16 protein-coding genes are annotated in these 17,594 nt (G+C 59.6%); 11 read left to right on the top strand and 5 right to left on the bottom strand.

Translation table 11 applies throughout. The features are described 5' to 3' along the window. Positions 1-36: 36 nt before the first annotated feature. Entirely contained in the window at positions 37-1,071 is a 1,035-nt protein-coding gene (locus JN756_RS13830; protein ID WP_057005237.1) for an Ldh family oxidoreductase, read from the bottom strand. 267 nt (positions 1,072-1,338) lie between these two features. Here JN756_RS13830 and JN756_RS13825 point away from each other — a divergent pair, with 267 nt between their 5' ends. The 7 genes from JN756_RS13825 to fapF all read left to right on the top strand — a co-directional run bounded on the left by JN756_RS13825 (position 1,339) and on the right by fapF (position 7,331). Then, positions 1,339-2,328: a FecR family protein gene (locus JN756_RS13825; protein ID WP_126586468.1), complete on the top strand. Its 990-nt coding sequence runs from the start codon at positions 1,339-1,341 to the stop codon at positions 2,326-2,328. Positions 2,329-2,669: 341 nt separating this feature from the next. Further along, a complete protein-coding gene (gene fapA / locus JN756_RS13820) occupies positions 2,670-3,107 on the top strand; it encodes a fibril amyloid chaperone protein FapA (RefSeq protein WP_108526586.1) in 438 nt (145 codons plus the stop codon). Continuing rightward, on the top strand, positions 3,104-3,667 hold the full coding sequence (fapB, locus tag JN756_RS13815; RefSeq protein ID WP_201022178.1) for a fibril amyloid subunit FapB: 564 nt from the start codon (positions 3,104-3,106) through the stop codon (positions 3,665-3,667). Before fapA ends, fapB begins: the two co-directional genes overlap by 4 nt. A gap of 67 nt (positions 3,668-3,734) precedes the next feature. Next, positions 3,735-4,439, top strand: coding sequence for an amyloid-like fimbrin subunit FapC (gene fapC / locus JN756_RS13810; RefSeq protein ID WP_108526584.1), 705 nt, complete (start codon positions 3,735-3,737; stop codon positions 4,437-4,439). A 62-nt stretch (positions 4,440-4,501) separates the two neighbouring features. Beyond that, a complete protein-coding gene (gene fapD, locus JN756_RS13805; protein WP_126589046.1) occupies positions 4,502-5,179 on the top strand; it encodes a fibril amyloid maturation endopeptidase FapD in 678 nt (225 codons plus the stop codon). Positions 5,180-5,220: 41 nt separating this feature from the next. Beyond that, entirely contained in the window at positions 5,221-5,970 is a 750-nt protein-coding gene (gene fapE, locus JN756_RS13800; protein WP_057005232.1) for a fibril amyloid subunit FapE, read from the top strand. Between the two features lie 50 nt (positions 5,971-6,020). Then, positions 6,021-7,331, top strand: coding sequence for a fibril amyloid transporter FapF (fapF, locus tag JN756_RS13795; protein WP_057005231.1), 1,311 nt, complete (start codon positions 6,021-6,023; stop codon positions 7,329-7,331). Positions 7,332-7,395: 64 nt separating this feature from the next. On the opposite strand, the gene JN756_RS13790 is transcribed toward fapF, so the two are convergent. After that, a complete protein-coding gene (locus tag JN756_RS13790) occupies positions 7,396-8,721 on the bottom strand; it encodes a sigma-54 dependent transcriptional regulator (protein WP_046383162.1) in 1,326 nt (441 codons plus the stop codon). Positions 8,722-9,066: 345 nt separating this feature from the next. Between JN756_RS13790 and JN756_RS13785 the strand changes: the two genes are divergently transcribed. Next, on the top strand, positions 9,067-9,327 hold the full coding sequence (locus tag JN756_RS13785; RefSeq protein ID WP_017848387.1) for a hypothetical protein: 261 nt from the start codon (positions 9,067-9,069) through the stop codon (positions 9,325-9,327). Between the two features lie 73 nt (positions 9,328-9,400). Here the strand turns inward: JN756_RS13785 and JN756_RS13780 are convergent, their stop codons facing one another. From JN756_RS13780 to gnd, 3 genes are read right to left on the bottom strand one after another with little or no spacing between them, the layout of a single operon-like run. After that, positions 9,401-10,249, bottom strand: a complete 849-nt coding sequence (locus tag JN756_RS13780) for a Cof-type HAD-IIB family hydrolase (protein WP_057005230.1) — start codon at positions 10,247-10,249, stop codon at positions 9,401-9,403. Next, positions 10,246-11,769, bottom strand: coding sequence for a glucose-6-phosphate dehydrogenase (zwf, locus tag JN756_RS13775; protein ID WP_046483711.1), 1,524 nt, complete (start codon positions 11,767-11,769; stop codon positions 10,246-10,248). Before zwf ends, JN756_RS13780 begins: the two co-directional genes overlap by 4 nt. Beyond that, positions 11,766-12,749: a phosphogluconate dehydrogenase (NAD(+)-dependent, decarboxylating) gene (gnd, locus tag JN756_RS13770; RefSeq protein WP_017848384.1), complete on the bottom strand. Its 984-nt coding sequence runs from the start codon at positions 12,747-12,749 to the stop codon at positions 11,766-11,768. The genes zwf and gnd overlap by 4 nt, the downstream gene beginning before the upstream one ends. A gap of 268 nt (positions 12,750-13,017) precedes the next feature. Between gnd and JN756_RS13765 the strand changes: the two genes are divergently transcribed. The 3 genes from JN756_RS13765 (at position 13,018) to JN756_RS13755 (ending at position 17,455) form a co-directional block, all read left to right on the top strand. Continuing rightward, the gene (locus JN756_RS13765; RefSeq protein WP_155678519.1) at positions 13,018-13,194 is read left to right on the top strand and encodes a DUF6026 family protein; all 177 of its coding nucleotides are present in this window, start codon (positions 13,018-13,020) and stop codon (positions 13,192-13,194) included. A gap of 152 nt (positions 13,195-13,346) precedes the next feature. Beyond that, complete coding sequence (locus tag JN756_RS13760) at positions 13,347-15,089, top strand: phosphoethanolamine transferase CptA (RefSeq protein ID WP_079443636.1); 1,743 nt, start codon at positions 13,347-13,349, stop codon at positions 15,087-15,089. Between the two features lie 128 nt (positions 15,090-15,217). Further along, a complete protein-coding gene (locus JN756_RS13755; protein WP_201022177.1) occupies positions 15,218-17,455 on the top strand; it encodes a TonB-dependent siderophore receptor in 2,238 nt (745 codons plus the stop codon). Positions 17,456-17,594 lie beyond the last annotated feature (139 nt).

Below are 17,594 nucleotides of genomic sequence, written 5' to 3'. Positions count from 1 at the left end.
TGCCGAACCCTGGCGAGGTAGCGGCTACGCGGGTTTTCAGACGGCCCACTCACGTAGTTGATTCAACGCCTGCGCGTCCACTTCAATGCCTGCCGCCAACGACTTCGCCCGCGTGCGATGACGTCGATCCCCCGGCAACCGCCGCAACCCCACCGCGTGCATCTGCCGCACCAGTTCCTGGCTGCGCTCGGCGAAGTTTTGCCCGGCGGTTTTGCTCGGGTCGATCAGGATCAACAACTGGCCGGTCCACGGCGTGCGGGCGCCAGGGTGATCGGCCCAGTTGAACTCAAACGAGAAGTTGCCGCCGGTCAGGGCCGCGGCCAGCAACTCAACCATCATCGACAGCGCCGAGCCCTTGTGCCCGCCGAACGGCAACAACGCACCGCCTTCGAGGATGGCCTTGGGGTCCTGGGTCGGCTGGCCCAGGCTGTCGACGCCCATGCCCGGCGGCAGGCGCTCGCCGTTGCGCGCAGCAATCTGCACGTCACCATGGGCGATGGCGCTGGTGGCCAGGTCGAACACAATCGGCGCGCCGTCCGCCCGTGGCGCAGCAAACGCGATCGGGTTGGTGCCGAACAGCGGGCGATCGGCGCCATGGGGCACCACGCAGGTCATGCTGTTGACCACGCTCAGCGCCACCAGGCCTTGCTCGGCGAAGGGTTCGACATCCGGCCACAGCGCGGCGAAGTGATGGGAGTTGTGTATCGCCAGCAACGCGATACCGGCGCTGCGGGCCTTGTCCACCAGCAACGCACGGGCCGCCGCCAACGCCGGTTGGGCGAAGCCATTCGCGGCGTCGACCCGCACGAAGCCGGAAGCGACATCCGTGACCACCGGCGTGGCCTTGCCATCGACCCAGCCGCTCTCCAGCGTGCTGATATATCCGGGCATCCGAAAGATGCCATGGCTGTGGGCGCCGTCGCGCTCGGCGCTGGCGCAATTGTGCGCGAGGATCTGCGCCACTTGCGGCGACGTGCCGTGCTTCACAAACACCGCGTGCAGCAACCCCACCAGGTCGTTGAAACCGATGAACGCTGAAGAATCGTCAACTCTCGGGGACTGGGCAGACATCTGTAGCTCCGATTTTGTAATTGGAAGAGACAACAAGAATCCAGACCGACGATTAAACAACGCCTCCCGTGCCTGCTGTCAACGGGCGCTTGAGTTATCTACTGCCTGACGCGCTTCGCCGTCCATTACGGTGTGTCGCGACTCCGTCACCAGCCTGTTTGGGCGTGCCCCAACGAGAATAAAAGTTCAATTGATGCGCAATTGCCATGAAGGCTGTTCTCGCCCTCGGTCTCGGGAGGTTAGAATGTGGGAAATCAGGATGAATTAATGACCGAAAAGTCTGCTTTAGAAGCCGAATATGACGCCATCACCGACGCCGCCGCGCATTGGTGCATGCGCTTGCATGCAAGTGATTGCACGGCGGACGAACGACAGGCCTTTCAACAATGGCACGATGCTCATCCGCTGCATGCCTTCGAATACGCGGCGATGCTGGAAATCTGGGACGTGGCCGATCACTTGCCACGCCATGCGCCGCTCGTAGCGCCGTTCAGACCGCGTCGCCGGCTGCGCGATTACGCGGTGGCTGCCGCAGTGTGCTTGGCCGCGCTGCCCCTGGCGGCGTTCACCGGCTGGGAAGCGGGCTGGTTGCCGACTGCCTATGAACGGTTCGAGGCCAGCAATGGCCTGCGCCAGGTCACCCTGGCCGATGGCAGCCAGGTTGAGCTCAACCTGGGCACCGAACTGGTCTACGCCGATTACAAGGACCAGCGCCGGGTCACACTGAGCAAGGGCGAGGCGTTTTTCAAGGTCAGCCATGACAGCACCCATCCGTTTGTCGTCAAGGCCGGTGAAGGACAGGTGCGCGTGACCGGCACCCAATTCAACGTGTGGAAATACGAAAATCAGGTGCGGGTGATGCTGCTCGAAGGCTCGGTGCAGATTTCCAGCGACCCGGCACACGGCAGCGTGCCGCTGACTCCAGGCATGCAAGCCAGCTATCAACCAGGCGATGCCACCCCGCGCGTGCGCCCGATCAACCCCAACGACAGCGCCCTCGCCTGGCGCCAGGGCAAATTGGTCCTGGACAACCTGGCCCTGGCCGACGCGTTACCGTTGATCAACCGCTACCTGAACAAACCGGTGATGCTGGCCGATATCGGCACCGGAACGATCCGCATCGGCGGCATCTATAACATCAGCGAGGTCAACAACCTCGTCCCCTCCCTGCCCAAGGTTTTGCCGGTCTACCTGACCCAGAACCAGGATGGCAATCCCGTCCTCAACTCCATCCCACGTAAAGCGCCCAAGGGCTGAGGCTTCTGCCTGTCCCTGCGGGCCTGATTGCGCCCGCAGTGTCCATTTTTGAAACACCGCCCTGCCCTGAACGGCCCGACCGGCGCGAACTCCCGGTTTTGTTACACGAAGTGTTACATCGCTGATACAGGCTCCCGAACTCACCGCCTGCGCGCCAGGCGTATCGGAAATTGCCGGCCGGCGTCGGCCGGCTGTATCAACGCTGAAACAGTATAGCCATCACTTAGCCTGCTAAGTTTCATAACTATTTGATTAACAATAATAAATTTAAAGCGGCACGCCTTCTGCTCTATCCCTTACAGCGCTGTTTAGGGTCAGCGCGGTGAATAAGGAATACTGCCGTGGATACGCATAATCCAGGCTCATTGAGCCTCCTGCTGATCAGCTGTGTACTGAGTACCGGCGTGAGCCTTCCAGTGCTCGCGGCAGGTGATGGTGTGATCGTCGTTCAACGTCAGGTCCAACCTTACGCGATAGGCCGGACACGCGGCACAGACCCCTACCCCACCACGGTCAATACCAATCCGTCGGCAACCGTCAACAGCGAACTCAGCGACAACGACATCGCCGGTGTGAGCAGTGGCGCCAGCATCACTCGCAGCATCATGCCCAATGGCGACCTGGCCGGCTTGACCAACACCAATAGCATCGGCCTGGGCGCTGGCAGCGCAGCCGGCCATGGCGGCAGCGGTATCGCCGGTACGGTCAACGGCGCGGTATCCCGCGGCCTGGCCCCGGTGAGCAATATCGGCGGCATGATCGGGGGGGCAATGAAATGAAGGCTTCCTGGATGCTCCTCGCGGTACTGGGCTGCACGGCGGCAATGGCCGACAGCAGCAACAACGCGACGATTGATAACTCTGCCAAGCAATACAACGGCGTCGTGACGCTCAACCAGGCCGCAGGCGACCAGCAACAACTGAGCAACAACGTCGCGATCGCGGTGGGCCACAACGCCCAGGCGAACATCGCCGTCACGCAAAAAATCAGCGGCGCTGCCGCAGACCGCGCCATGGATGCCAAAGCGGCGATCCACGGCACCTCCTTCAGCAATGGCAACGGTGTACTGAGTGTCAACCAGTCGGCCGGGGCCCAGAACCAGATGATCAATGCCGTGCGAATCAGCATCAACGCTGGCCCGCAGAGCATCGACGACAGTGTCATGTCGCAACAGAACGTTGCACTTGCAACAGACTCAGGGTTGAACCCTATCACTGGCAGCCGCCAGGTCGTTACCAGCGACCAGGCCTTCACCGGCAGCCGTGGAGTGGTACAGGTCAACCAGAGCGCCGGGGTGGGGAACCGAGTGGCTAACACCCTGAATGTACGACTCAACTGATGGAGCTGAGTCGCCAGCTACACCGTACCAACACTTAACCAACTAAATAGAAGCAAGGAGATACACCATGAAACCTACAATGGCTCTTAAACCACTGGCTTTCGCTCTCGCTGCTCTCATGGCTGTTGCTGCTCAAGCGGGTCAGACTCATCATCATCCACAACCACCAACCGTCGCTGCCGCGGCCGCCAATGACGGTCAAAGCAACCATGGCAACGTGGTGATCAATGACAAAACCCAAAACAACGCGTCGGCCAACAGCTCCTACAACCACAGCAGCGGCGTAGCCAACGGCAACGTTCTCAGCGGTGACAACAACCAAGGCAAAAACGACGTAGTCGTTCAGTCTGCCGATGCTGATTTCGTGTTCGCCGCCGTGAACTCCGCACAGTCGAACACCGGTAACCTGGTGATCAACAGCGGCACCAAAAACAATGCCTCCCTCAACGATAGCGGTAACAACGCTTCGGGCATCATTCAGTTGAACGCCGCCGCGGGCACTTCCAACCAAGCCAGCAACAGCACTGTCGTTCAGTCGAACAAAGACGGTTCTGGCGGCCTCGCAACCGTCAATGGCGTGCAGGAAGTATCCAGCAACCTGACGCTCAACATCAGCAGCGGCCACAGCTGGAGCGCCAAACCCGTTGTCAACAACGCCAGCGTGAACAACTCGATGAACTACAGCTCTGGGGTGTCGAACTCCAACGTTCTGTCGGGCAGCAACAACCAAGGTCAGAACAACGTAGTGGTCCAATCCACCACTCGCTTCTGATCCAGATCGGGCCTTGGCAACAAGGCCCTTTTTATTTCCAGTGTCCAACAGGTCATACGATCATGCGCCTCGTCGCCTTCTGCCTGCTGTTAGCACTCACCGGCCCAACCTGGGCAGGGCAAATGGCCGTGGTCATGCCCGGCGGTGGGTTGATCTACAAAAAGGTCGAGAGCATCCGCGAGCGCAAGTTCGCCAACCTGGTGGAACAGAAAACCGATTTCAGCTGCGGGGCCGCCGCACTGGCGACCATCCTGCGCCAAGCCTATTGGATGGACGTGGATGAAGATCACGTCATCAAGGGCATGCTGGCCAGCGCCGACCAGGATCTGGTGCGTACCCAGGGCTTCTCCATGCTCGACATGAAGCACTACCTGGAAAGCATCAACATGCGCGCCAGGGGCTACCGGATCACTCCGGAAGTGCTGATCACGGTCAAAGTGCCGGTCGTCGTGCTGCTTGATATTCGCGGCTACAAGCACTTCGTGGTGCTGCAGCGCGCCGACAAAGACTGGGTGTATATCGGCGATCCCGTGCTGGGTCACAAGCGTTATGCCAAGGACGATTTCATCAAGGGCTGGAACGGCATCGTATTCGCCGTATTGGGTGAAGGCTACGACAAGGCCAACGTCTTGCTCGACCCACCCACGCCACTGACTGCCAAGAACAAGCTGAACGAGTTCAGCCCGGTGCGCGACAGCGAATTGATGGACTTCGGTTTTATCCAGAGCGACTTCTTCTAGATAGAAGCGCAATAAGGGGTAGGAAGCTCCAGGAGCAAACGATGAATACTCTCCGTTGGCTGACAGTCATGTGCCTGGCAGCCTCAGCACCTGTTTATGCTTCATCGGCGTTCAAGCCGATTGAACTCAAGGATTCGGAAATGGCCGAGTTGCGCGGCCGCTATGTGATGCCGGGGCGGATTGTCAGCTTTGGCATTGTGATGAGCAGTACCTGGACCAACGCCGCCGGTGCAACCGTGACCGGCACTGCCAACATGCAAGTCAACTCCACCACCATTACGCCGCAATTTTACGTGCAGATTACCGGCAGCGATGGCAACGGCACGACCCAGCAGCCTACCGGCACCGGCACCGTCGTCGGCGGCTCCGGCCTCGGCACCGGCCAGGGCGTGGTTCAAAGCGTCCGCACAGCGGGTGATGGCAACACAGCCACCAACGGCGTTGACATCAACGTCACCAAAGACGGCTTGACTCCGGCCAACTATGTCCAGTCAGGCCAGGCGTTACTGGCCGGCCAGCCGATTACCGGCAGCACTGCCGCTGGCCAGGTCACGGTGAGCGCCAAGAACGGCGGCCTGCAGATGGCGCTGCTGGCCAGCAACAATCAAGGCAACGTCGTGCAGCAAATTGGCGGCGGCAACGTCCTGCAAGGCACGGTCATCCAAGGGAACAGCAACTTCGTGAACAATCTGACCCAACTCAATGTGGTGCTGGGAAACAGTGGTCTGAACAATATCACGCAAAATCTTAACCTAGATCAACTCAAAGGCCTTCGCCCTTCCGGTTATTGAACTACGCTGAGCCACGACACTTACGCATTAGGAATGGGACGGCTTATTTCATGCATCGATCGTTATCGTTACGTGCCGTGATTTGTTTGAGTACGCTCCTGCCGGCGTCCGCGCTTTATGCCGCACCGGACACCGATATTGAAACCTTGAAACAGGAACTTCTGGAGCTCAAGCAACGTTATGAAGTGCAGCAAAAAGCACTGGCAGTATTGGAGCAACGCGTTCGACAGGTAGAAGACCAACCCGCAACACCCGCCCCTAGACGCTTGGTCAAGTCGCCTGCCGACTTGAGAAAAGGCGGCACCACCGTGGCAGGCAACACGCCAGGGGTGGGCGCGGCGGCAGCATCGGGCGGCGCCGGCGGTGGCAGTTCCTATGGGCAAAGCCTGAAGGATGACTCGGCGCCGGCACAAAGCGTGAGCAACTTGTACAACGAGGCCAGTGGCTTCTTCGGCAATGGCAAGTTCAGCTTTGAAACCGGCGTCACCTATGCGCGCTATGACGCACGCCAGTTATCCCTAAACGGCTTTCTGGCACTGGATTCGATCTTCCTCGGCAATATCAACCTGGACCGGATCAAGTCCGACAGCTGGACCGTGGACCTGACCGGGCGCTACAACCTGGACAACCGTTGGCAGTTCGACGTGAACGTGCCAGTGGTGTATCGCGAGTCGACCTACCAGTCCGGCGGTGCGGGCGGCAGCGCCAACACCACCTCGGAAGGCTCGGTTACCCGCGACCCGACCATCGGCGACGTGAACTTCGGCATTGCGTATAAATTCCTCGACGAGAGCGCCAGCCTGCCGGATGCGGTGGTGTCGTTACGGGTCAAGGCCCCTACCGGCAAAGATCCTTATGGCATCAAGCTGATCGAATCGCCGACCAACACCAACCTCGCCGTGCCGGAAACCCTGCCGACCGGTAACGGCGTGTGGTCGGTGACGCCAGGTATCTCCCTGGTCAAGACCTTCGACCCGGCGGTGCTGTTCGGCTCGCTGTCCTACACCCATAACTTCGAAGATTCGTTCAGCGACATCAGCCCCAACGTCAACCAGAAAATCCCCGGCAAGGTCAGTCTGGGCGACAGCTTCCAGTTAGGGGTCGGTGTCGCCTTCGCCCTCAACGAGAAAATGAGTATGTCGTTCTCGGTGTCCGACCTCGTGCAACGCAAGAGCAAGGTCAAGCAAAGCGGCGGGGATTGGCAATCGGTGGTCTCCAGCGACGCCAACGCCGGTTACTTCAACGTGGGCATGACCATCGCGGCGTCGGATAACCTGACGATCGTGCCGAACCTGGCCATTGGCATGACGGATGATGCGCCGGACTTCACCTTCAGCCTGAAATTCCCGTACTACTTCTAAACCGCGCACAGGAAAAAGCCCCGCAACGATAAGGGTCGTTGCGGGGCTTTTCGGTTTACCCGCCCTAGCGGATCTGGTGTTTGTGCAACAACCGGTAGAACGTCGGCCGGGAAATCCCCAGCACACGGGCCGCGACACTCAGGTTGTCGCTGTGCCGGTTGAGCACATCGCACAGCGCCTGGCGTTCGGCGCGGTGTTTATAGTCTTCCAGTGTAGCCATCGGCGACGAAATTGCCTGCTGACTCTGCAAACCCAGATCAACGGCTTCGATTTGCCGCCCTTCGGCCAGCACCAGGCCTCGGCGCACGCGGTTGGCCAGCTCACGCACATTGCCCGGCCAAGGGTGGTGCCCCATGGCCACCAAGGCGTCTTCGCTGAAGCTGCGGGGGCGGCGCCCGGTTTCCTGGCTGTAGAAGCGCGCAAAGTGGTTGGCCAGCATAGCGACGTCACCGTGGCGCTCGCGCAACGGCGCCGTGACCACTTGCAACACATTCAAACGGTAATACAAGTCTTCACGAAACGTACCCTTCGCAACGGCCGCTTCCAGGTCGACGTGGGTCGCCGCCAGCACTCGCACATCCACCGGGATCGGCTGGCTGCCGCCGACGCGTTCGATCTGTTTCTCCTGCAGGAATCGCAGCAGGTTGGCCTGCAGCTCCATCGGCAAATCGCCGATCTCATCAAGAAACAACGTGCCGCCATTGGCCGCTTCGATCCGCCCGACCTTACGCTGGTGGGCGCCGGTAAACGCGCCCTTTTCGTGGCCAAACAGTTCGGATTGGATCAGGTGTTCCGGGATCGCGCCGCAGTTGATCGCGACAAATGGCTTGGCATGGCGCTGGGATTGGCGGTGCAGGGTTTTGGCCACCAGCTCTTTGCCGGTGCCGCTGTCGCCGCGGATCAGGACCGGGGACTCGGTGGGCGCCAATTTGGACAATAACTTACGCAGCTCGCGGATCGGTCGGCTGTCGCCCAGCAGTTCATGTTCGGGCTCGTCCACCGCGGTGTAGCCCTTGCCCCGCAGCCGTGCCATGCCAAAGGCGCGGCCGAGGGTGACCTGCACCCTGGACACATCGAACGGCAAGGTATGGAAGTCAAAAAACCATTCGCAGACAAAATCGCCGACGTTCTGCAAGCGCAACACTTCTTGGGTGAGCACCGCGATCCACTCGGTGCCGCTGCGGCTGATCAGCTCCTTGACGGCTTCGGGCCGCTCCAGGTGATACGGCTGCAAGCGCAGCAAGCCGACATCGCAGGATCGCTCACCCACGGCCGCCAACGTACAACTGTCCACCTCCCACCCCGCCGCACGCAAACCCGGTAACAACTCATAGCAGTCATCACAGGGGTCGACCACGAGCAAGCGGCGCTGCACAGGTGTAACAATCATGACTATTCCTTGGCGCCAGAATTGCTAAAGTTATTTATAAACAAAGGTTTGTGACGCCCGGGAGTTACAGTATCAAAATCTTGACAGTTGCCTTGTATCGTTTTGCTATATGTCTTGGCAAAAAGCCACTCGACCGTCACATCCCAGCAAAAAAGTTGTACCTGCCGAATCGCGTATTCAGCTTTCAAAACAGCCGCTTACATGACGCCAATCACGGAAAGTTGAAAATTGTTGCTCTAACATGTGACCCGTACCCCGCCATCGCGCATCAGTACAAGTAACTCGCCGCACGGTCAGCCCAGCCGACGGCACTCACTTGATTGGGCATTTAGAGAGAAGACCCACATGAACGCCCCGCTCCGCATCAACGAAGCTCTTTTGATCGCAGACCGTGCTTTCCAACCCTTCCAGTGCGTGGCCTGGCACGATGGCAACGGTGCCCTCAGCCTGAGCGTCATCGACCGCACCAATACCCGCATCGGCACTAAACAACTGTCGTCGAGCGCGTATACCGACCCGGCACAACTGGAAGATTTGTTGTTGCAGGCGCGCGCCGAGCTCGATAAAGATGGCTACCAGTTGCAGTCCTGGGCCATGCCGAAGTAATCCAAAACTGCAACTTGCGAGCACTGCATTGTAAAAGACAGGGCTCGCAAGTTCAGTATTAAACGCCGATGGTCTAACTTGGCGTATCGAACACTTTGTGTGGCACCTTGAGAATAAACCGCTCGATCGCTTGTGCCGCACCGTCTTCGAGATTGCTGCCGGTGACCACATCGGCCTGGCGCTTGACGGGCTCTTCAGCCTGGCCCATGGCAATCGACAATCCGGCCACATGAAACATTGCCGGGTCGTTGCCACCATCGCCGATCACTGCGGTCTGTGCCAACGGCACTCCGAGGTGCGCGGCCAAGGCTTTCAAGGCCTCGCCTTTGTTGGCTTTCATGGCGGTCACATCCAGGTAGATCGGTTGCGAACGCGAGACCTGGGCCAAGCCCTGCACCTTGGGCTGCAATTGCGCTTCCAGCTCCATCAATAATTGCGTGTTGCGACTGGCGGCGACGATCTTGTCGACCCGATCCAGGTACGGTTCAAAACTCTCCACCACCAGCGGCCCATAACCCAGGCCAGCGGTTTCAACCGCCACCATGGGCCCAGGCGGATCGCGCCGCAGCCATTCACCATCGGCAAACAGCCAGACTTCCACGTCCGGCTCGCCGGAAAACAGCGCCAATGCCACCAGCGCCGCCTCCGCCGGCAGCCGGTGCGCGACCAGCACGCTGCCGTCAGGGTTGACCAGTGTGCCACCATTGAAGCCCGCCACCGGCACGTCGATGCCAAACGCTTCGACCATGTGCATCATGGCCTTGGGCGGACGCCCGCTGGCCAGGCTGAATAACACGCCAGCTTCACGCAAGGCGCGAACCGTTGAAAGGGTGCGTTGGGTCGGGGTGTGATCCGGGCGCAACAAAGTGCCGTCCATATCACTCAACACAAACCGGATGGGATGCTTCGCAGTATCACTCATCCGAGCGAGTGCCAGGCACGGCCATCGCGGGCCAGCAACGCATCGGCCGCCGCCGGACCATCTTCACCGGCCTTGTAGGCCTGGATCCCGTCGTCTTCCTTCCACGCATCGAGAAACGGCTGCACCGCACGCCAGCCGTTTTCGATGTTGTCGGCGCGCTGGAACAGGGTCTGGTCGCCGGTCATGCAGTCGTAGATCAAGGTTTCGTAACCCGTCGACGGCTGCATTTCGAAGAAGTCTTCGTAGGCAAACCCCAACTCAATGTTGGCCATGTCCAAGGTCGGCCCAGGCCTTTTCGCCAGCAGGTCGAACCACATGCCTTCGTTGGGCTGGATCTGGATCTTGAGGAACGTGGGCCGCAGCTCATTCACTTCGGTGTCGCGGAACTGCGCATAAGGCGCCGGCTTGAAGCAGATCACGATCTCGGTATCGCGAATGCTCATGCGTTTGCCGGTGCGCAGGTAGAACGGCACACCCACCCAGCGCCAGTTGTCGATCATCACTTTCAGGGCGACAAACGTTTCGGTGCTGCTGTCGGGCGCGACGTTGGCTTCGTCGCGATAACCGGGAACCGGCTTGCCACCAATCTCTCCGGCGCTGTACTGGCCACGCACCGAATTGGCCCGCGCATCCTCTGCGGACCAGGGGCGCACGGCACCGATCACCTTGGCCTTTTCACCCCTCACAGCGTCGGCGCCAAACGCCGCCGGCGGTTCCATGGCGACCATTGCCAGCAGTTGGAACAGGTGATTGGGCACCATGTCACGCAGGGTGCCGGTTTTTTCGAAGAAATTGCCTCGGGTTTCCACGCCGACGGTTTCGGCGGCGGTGATCTGTACGTGGTCGATGTAATGGTTGTTCCAGAACGCCTCGAACAGCACGTTGGAGAAACGGCTGATCAGGATGTTCTGTACCGTTTCCTTGCCCAGGTAATGGTCGATGCGATAGATCTGCTTCTCGCTCATCACCTTGAGCAAACAGGCGTTCAAGGCTTCGGCGGTGGCCAGGTCGGAACCGAACGGCTTTTCGATCACCACGCGGCGGAAGTGATCGTCGCTCTCCGTCAACAAACCGGCACTGCCCAGGCGCTGCACCACGTCACTGAAGAAGCGCGGCGCGGTGGCCAGGTAGAACACCGCATTGCCGGTGCCGCTGTCGGCGATTTTTTCGGCGATGTCCGCGTAGGTGCTGTCGTCGAGGAAATCACCCTCGACGTAGCTGATACCTTTGGCCAACTGCGCCCACAGCTGTGGGTCCAGTGCGTTGTCGGCATTGCCCTTGACCTTGCTCGCGGCTTCGGTGCGAATGAAGTCCTCGAGTTTCTTGGCAAAGTCGGCATCGCTGATGGCGTTGTGATCAACGCCGACAATGCGCAGGCCCTCGCCCAGCAGCCCGTCACGACTCAGGTTGTACAGCGCCGGCATAAGCAGGCGCTTGACCAGGTCGCCGTGGGCACCAAACAGAAACAGCGTGGTGGGAGGAGCGGGTTCGGCCTTGGGTTTCTTGCCGTTGGCGGTCATTTTTTGGACGTCTCCACGTGACCACCGAAGCCAAAGCGCATGGCAGACAACATCTTGTCACCGTAGGTGCTCTGCTGGCGCGAGCGGAAACGCGCAAACAACGACGTGGACAGCACCGGCACCGGCACGGCTTGTTCCATGGCGGCTTCGATGGTCCAACGGCCTTCGCCGCTGTCGGCAACCGAGCCGGAGTAGCCCTCGAGTTTCGGGTCGGTGGCCAGGGCGTCGGCGGTCAGGTCCAGCAGCCAGGACGACACCACGCTGCCACGACGCCAGACTTCGGCGATATCGGCAACATTCAGGTCGAAACGTTGGTCTTCTGCGAGGTTTTCCGAGTTTTTGGTCTTGAGGATGTCAAAGCCTTCGGCAAACGCCTGCATCATCCCGTACTCGATACCGTTGTGAATCATCTTCACGAAGTGCCCCGAACCTGCAGGGCCGGCATGAATGTAACCGTGCTCGGCGCGAGGGTCTGCGGCGGCCGAGCGGTCTTTGGTACGCGGGATGGAACCCAGGCCCGGCGCCAGGCTGGCGAAGATCGGATCAAGGCGCTGTACAGTCGCGGCGTCGCCGCCGATCATCATGCAGTAGCCACGCTCCAGGCCCCAGACGCCGCCCGAGGTGCCGACGTCGACGTAGTGCAGGCCTTTTTCCGACAGGGCCTTGGCACGACGCACGTCGTCCTTGTAGTTGGTGTTGCCGCCGTCGATGATCACGTCACCGTGGTCCAGCAGGTCGCTCAGTTCATTGATGGTGTTTTCGGTGGGGTCGCCTGCCGGCAACATCACCCACACAGCGCGGGGCTTCTGCAGCCCGGCGACCAGCGCCTTCAAATCGGCAACGCCGGTGGCGCCCTCTTCGCTCAGGCCTTTGACAAATGCTTCGTTACGGTCGTAAACAACGGTGGTATGCCCATTGAGCATCAGGCGCCGCGCAATGTTACCGCCCATGCGGCCTAGTCCAATAATCCCCAGTTGCATGTGCTGATGCTCCTAACTACTAAAAAATGTGTGACATAGTTTATAGCGCAATGAGGCTAATGAGGGTTAGTTCAGAGCGGATCGGTATAGTTTCATGAGAAAAAGTAGCCAGCATTTCACCATTACCGCCGCAAAAGTCACACGACCGCCAAAAATAAAAAAGTTCCCTTGATACATAAAAGAATTCAGAATTGCTTCCGACTGATGCCCAGAACCTCCAATCATGCGTTCTGGCACCGCGATCTACCGGCTATTTGCGAGGTAAGCAATGAGCACAGCACAGATGACCCGCCCGCCACAGACCCTCTACGTCAGCATCCGTCGCGACGAGTTGCGCCAATTGAAGGCCGAACGCGACCAACTGCAACAGGAAGTCTTGCGCCTGCGCTCGCACCTGCAAGGCCAGCTGGATCAGCCCTCCAGCACACAGCCCGCCCTCTGCTGAGCGGTTTTGTAAGGTAACTCCTACAAAAAACTCACAAAGTTTTCACATCTCCTTCACGATACTCGCGCCCGAAGGGCCGCCTTACACAAGGGCGGCCTCTGCTGCGTGCGTCCCTGCGCGTCAGCTGAAAAATTATCGGGTTGGAGCGCTGGATGGCGATGTTCAAACGCAGCACTACGTCTGCGAAAGGTTTTGATTGGGCCGGCCTGGGTTGGCTGTTCCTGTTCTTCTGGTACTTCTCGGGTATTACCCAACTGCTGATTCAACTGACCGGCACTTCCGGTTTCAGTGGCTTTCGCCAAGCCTTCTTCATGAGTGCGCTGTGGTTGGCGCCGATGTTGTTATTCCCGCGCCGTACTCGCCTGCTGGCCGCCTTGATCGGAGTGGTGCTGTGGGCTTGCTCCATGGCCAGCCTGGGTTATTTCTTCATCTATCAGCAGGAATTCTCCCAGAGCGTCATCTTCATCATGTTCGAGTCGAACATTTCTGAAGCGGGCGAATACGCCACCCAATATTTCGCCTGGTGGATCGTGCTGGCATTCATTGCCCACACCGCCTTCGCCATCTTCCTGTGGACGCGCTTGCGCCCGGTTTACCTGCCGCGCGGCCAGTCGATACTGGCAGCGGTAGCCATTGTGCTGGCCGTCGTCGGCTACCCGTTGGTCAAGCAGATCGCCACGAGCGAAACCATGGAACTGGCCATCGACCGCTTCGAAACCCGCATCGAGCCGGCTGTGCCGTGGCAGATGATCGTCGCCTACCGCCGCTACACCGAGCAACTGGACAACATGCAAGGCATGCTGACCAGCGCCAGCCAGATCCCGCCGTTGAAAAACCTCAAGGACAGCATGGCCGGCCAGCCTTCGACCCTGGTGCTGGTGATCGGCGAGTCCACCAACCGCCAACGCATGAGCCTCTATGGCTACCCGCGCAATACCACGCCGGAGCTGGACAAGCTGCGTGACCAGTTGGCCGTGTTCGACAACGTCATCACCCCGCGCCCCTACACCATTGAAGCGCTGCAACAGGTGCTGACCTTCGCCGACGAAGAGAACCCGGACCTGTACCTCAAGACGCCGTCGATTGTCAGCGTGATGAAACAGGCCGGTTACAAGACCTTCTGGATCACCAACCAGCAGACCATGACCAAGCGCAACACCATGCTCACGACCTTTTCCGAACAGGCCGACGAGCAGGTCTACCTGAACAACAACCGCAACCAGAACGCCCGCCAATACGACGGTGACGTGCTGGCGCCCTTCGCCAAGGCCCTGACCGACCCCGCCGAGCGCAAGCTCATCGTGGTCCACCTGCTGGGCACGCACATGAGCTACCAGTACCGCTATCCGCCAACCTTCGAGAAGTTCACCGATCGCCAGGGTGTTCCGGACGCTATCACCGATGCCCAGTTGCCGATCTACAACAGCTACGACAACGCCGTGCTGTACAACGACTTCGTGGTGTCGAGCCTGATCAAGGACTACGCCAAGACCGACCCCAACGGTTTCCTGCTGTACCTGTCGGACCACGGTGAAGACGTATTCGACTCCGCCGGCCACACCACCCTGGGCCGCAACGAAGGCAAGCCGACGGCGCCGATGTACACCATCCCGTTCATGGCCTACGCCTCACCGAAATGGCGCGAAACCCACGACTGGAAATTTGCCGGCGACCTGCAACGGCCCTACAGCAGCTCGCAGTTGATCCACACCTGGGCCGACTTGGCCGGCCTGAATTTCGATGAGCTGGACCACAGCAAAAGCCTGGTCAGCGACAGCTTCAAACCGCGCCCGTTGTTGATCGGCAACCCCTATGAGCGCCAGCAGAAAGCGCTGATCGACTTTAGCCTGATCAAACCGAAGACGGCCGAAAACGCCGACGTGGTGCTCAAGTAAATACCGCCTTGTAACAGAACGATAACAATCATTCTCGTTTACACCTAAAGTTCCACGCCTCCTTTCGTCTTTGAGCCAAGGCCTTTTCATACTGAGAAGGCCGCAAAGACGACAAGGAGTCTTCCGCGATGTTCGCGCCCTTTACCCGTTCCATGACCGTTACCCTCGGCCTGTTCAGCCTGGCGCTGAGCCCGGAACTGCTGGCTGAAACCGACCCCGAACAGACACCCGCCACCGCCCTGGAGCTAGGCAGCACCCACATCAGCGCCGAAGGCCTGGGCGCCAATACCGAGCACACCAGGGCCTATACCACCGGCTCGATGAGTACCGCCACCCGGCTGAACCTGTCGATCAAGCAAACGCCTCAATCCATTTCGGTGGTCACCCGCCAACAGATGGACGATTTCAATCTCAATACCCTGACCGACGCTTTGCGCCAGACCACCGGCGTGACGGTCCAGCATCTGGATTCGGACCGGGCCGGGTATTCCTCCAGGGGTTATTCGATCAATAACTTCCAGGTGGACGGCATGCTCAATACGTTCGGGCGCATGAAGTCCGACTCGGACACCATCATCTACGACCGTATCGAAGTAGTACGCGGCGCCACTGGCCTGACAACCGGTGCCGGCGACCCCTCGGCGACCGTCAACATGATCCGCAAGCGCCCGACCGCGCAATGGCAAGCCAAGACCGGCGTCAGCGGCGCCAGCCATGACAACTACTACAGCTACCTGGATGTGGGCGGCCCGCTGGCCTTTGACGGACGGCTGCGCGGGCGCACGGTGATGGCTTACCGTGACAGCCAATCCTTTCGCGACAACTACGCGCTGCAACGGGAAGTCGGCTACGGCATTCTGGAGGCCGACCTGACGGACGACACCGTGGTAGCCGTCGGCTTCGACTACCAGAACAAGCACGTGCAAGGCAGCTCCTGGGGCACCCTGCCCTACTGGAACAGTGACGGCAGCAAGGCCCGCCTGTCGCGCTCGGCCAACCTCGCGGCCGACTGGAGCTCCTGGCCCCTGAAGGACAAGACCACCTTCGCCTCCATCGATCACACGCTGGCGACGGACTGGCGCCTGAAAGCCGCTTACACCCATCGGCAAAGCGATACCGACGGCAAGGTGTATTACGGCGGCGCCGGTTTTCCGAATGCCGATGGCAGCGGCATGACGGCCTGGACCAACCAGATGGTCGGCACCTCGAAAATGGATGTGGTCGACTTCAACCTGGCCGGCACCTACGCGCTGTTGGGGCGCGAGCATGCGTTGATGCTGGGTTATGGCGAATCCGAGCAGCGCGACACGTCACCCCTCCAACGTTTTGCAACGCCCCAAGGCTACGAGACCATCGAAGACTGGAAACACATGGGCGGCATCGGCAAATTCCCCGACCGCACCACCGGCCTCAAGGGCGAACACAGCAGCAAAAAACAAAAGGCCGGCTACCTCGCCACACGCTTGAGCTTGACCGACACGCTGCATGCGGTACTGGGCAGCCGCTATGGCAGCTGGGAAATCGAAAGCGCCTCGCCCACGTACAACCTCGACAATCAATTGACCGCCTCAAGCAAATCCAGCCAGACCCACACAGACATGTGGACACCTTACGCGGGCCTGCTCTACGACCTGACGCCGGAATACACGGTGTACGCCAGCTACACCGACATCTTCAACCCGCAGGACGAGCGCAACGCCAGCAAGCAGTACCTCGAACCGGTGGTCGGCAGTAACTACGAAATCGGCCTCAAGGGCAGCCTGCTCAACGAACGTTTGAACCTGGCCACCGCGTATTTCTGGAGCACCCAGGATAACGTCGCCGAACTCGACAATGCGGCCCCGCCGGACCCGATCACCCGCGAGCAGTTCTACAAATCCGGTGGCAAGGGCAACAAGGTGCAGGGCTTTGAAGTGGAGGTGTCCGGCGAAGTCATGCCGGACTGGAACCTCACGGCGGGCTACACCTACACCCATTCGCTCAACGGCGATAAACAACGCAACAACACCGGCCAGCCGATGAATATGCTGAAGGTGTCGACAGCCTATCGTTTACCGGGCGAATGGCGCGGGTTGACGGTGGGCGGCGCGGTGAACTGGCAGAGCGACTTCTATGACTTCGCCGAGCGGCCGATCGGCGGCCGGGACCAAGAGGGTTACCTGCTCACCGAATCCACCAAGATCACCCAACAGGCCTATACCGTGGTCAACCTGATGTCGCGCTACCAGTTCGACGAGCATGTTTCGGCTTCGGTTAACGTCAATAATCTATTCGATGAAAAATATTATGAACGCGTCGGCTTTTATAATGGCGTGTACTGGGGCGACCCGCGCTCGATAACCTTGGCACTCGACTGGAAACTCTAACCAGCCTCCGCCAAAGTTAACAACATTGTTAACTTCGGGAGTTCCCCACGTTAATACCCACTTAATAAGCTGCCCGCACAATCGCCCCATGAATCTGATCAAGGACCGAGCGGATACCGACCACACTGAATGGGAACAC

The sequence above is a fragment of the Pseudomonas sp. Y39-6 genome, assembly GCF_023651955.1.
GTDB lineage: Bacteria > Pseudomonadota > Gammaproteobacteria > Pseudomonadales > Pseudomonadaceae > Aquipseudomonas > Aquipseudomonas veronii.
The sequence above is the reverse complement of the archived record's forward strand: the minus strand, read 5'-3'. Positions and strand labels throughout refer to the sequence as shown.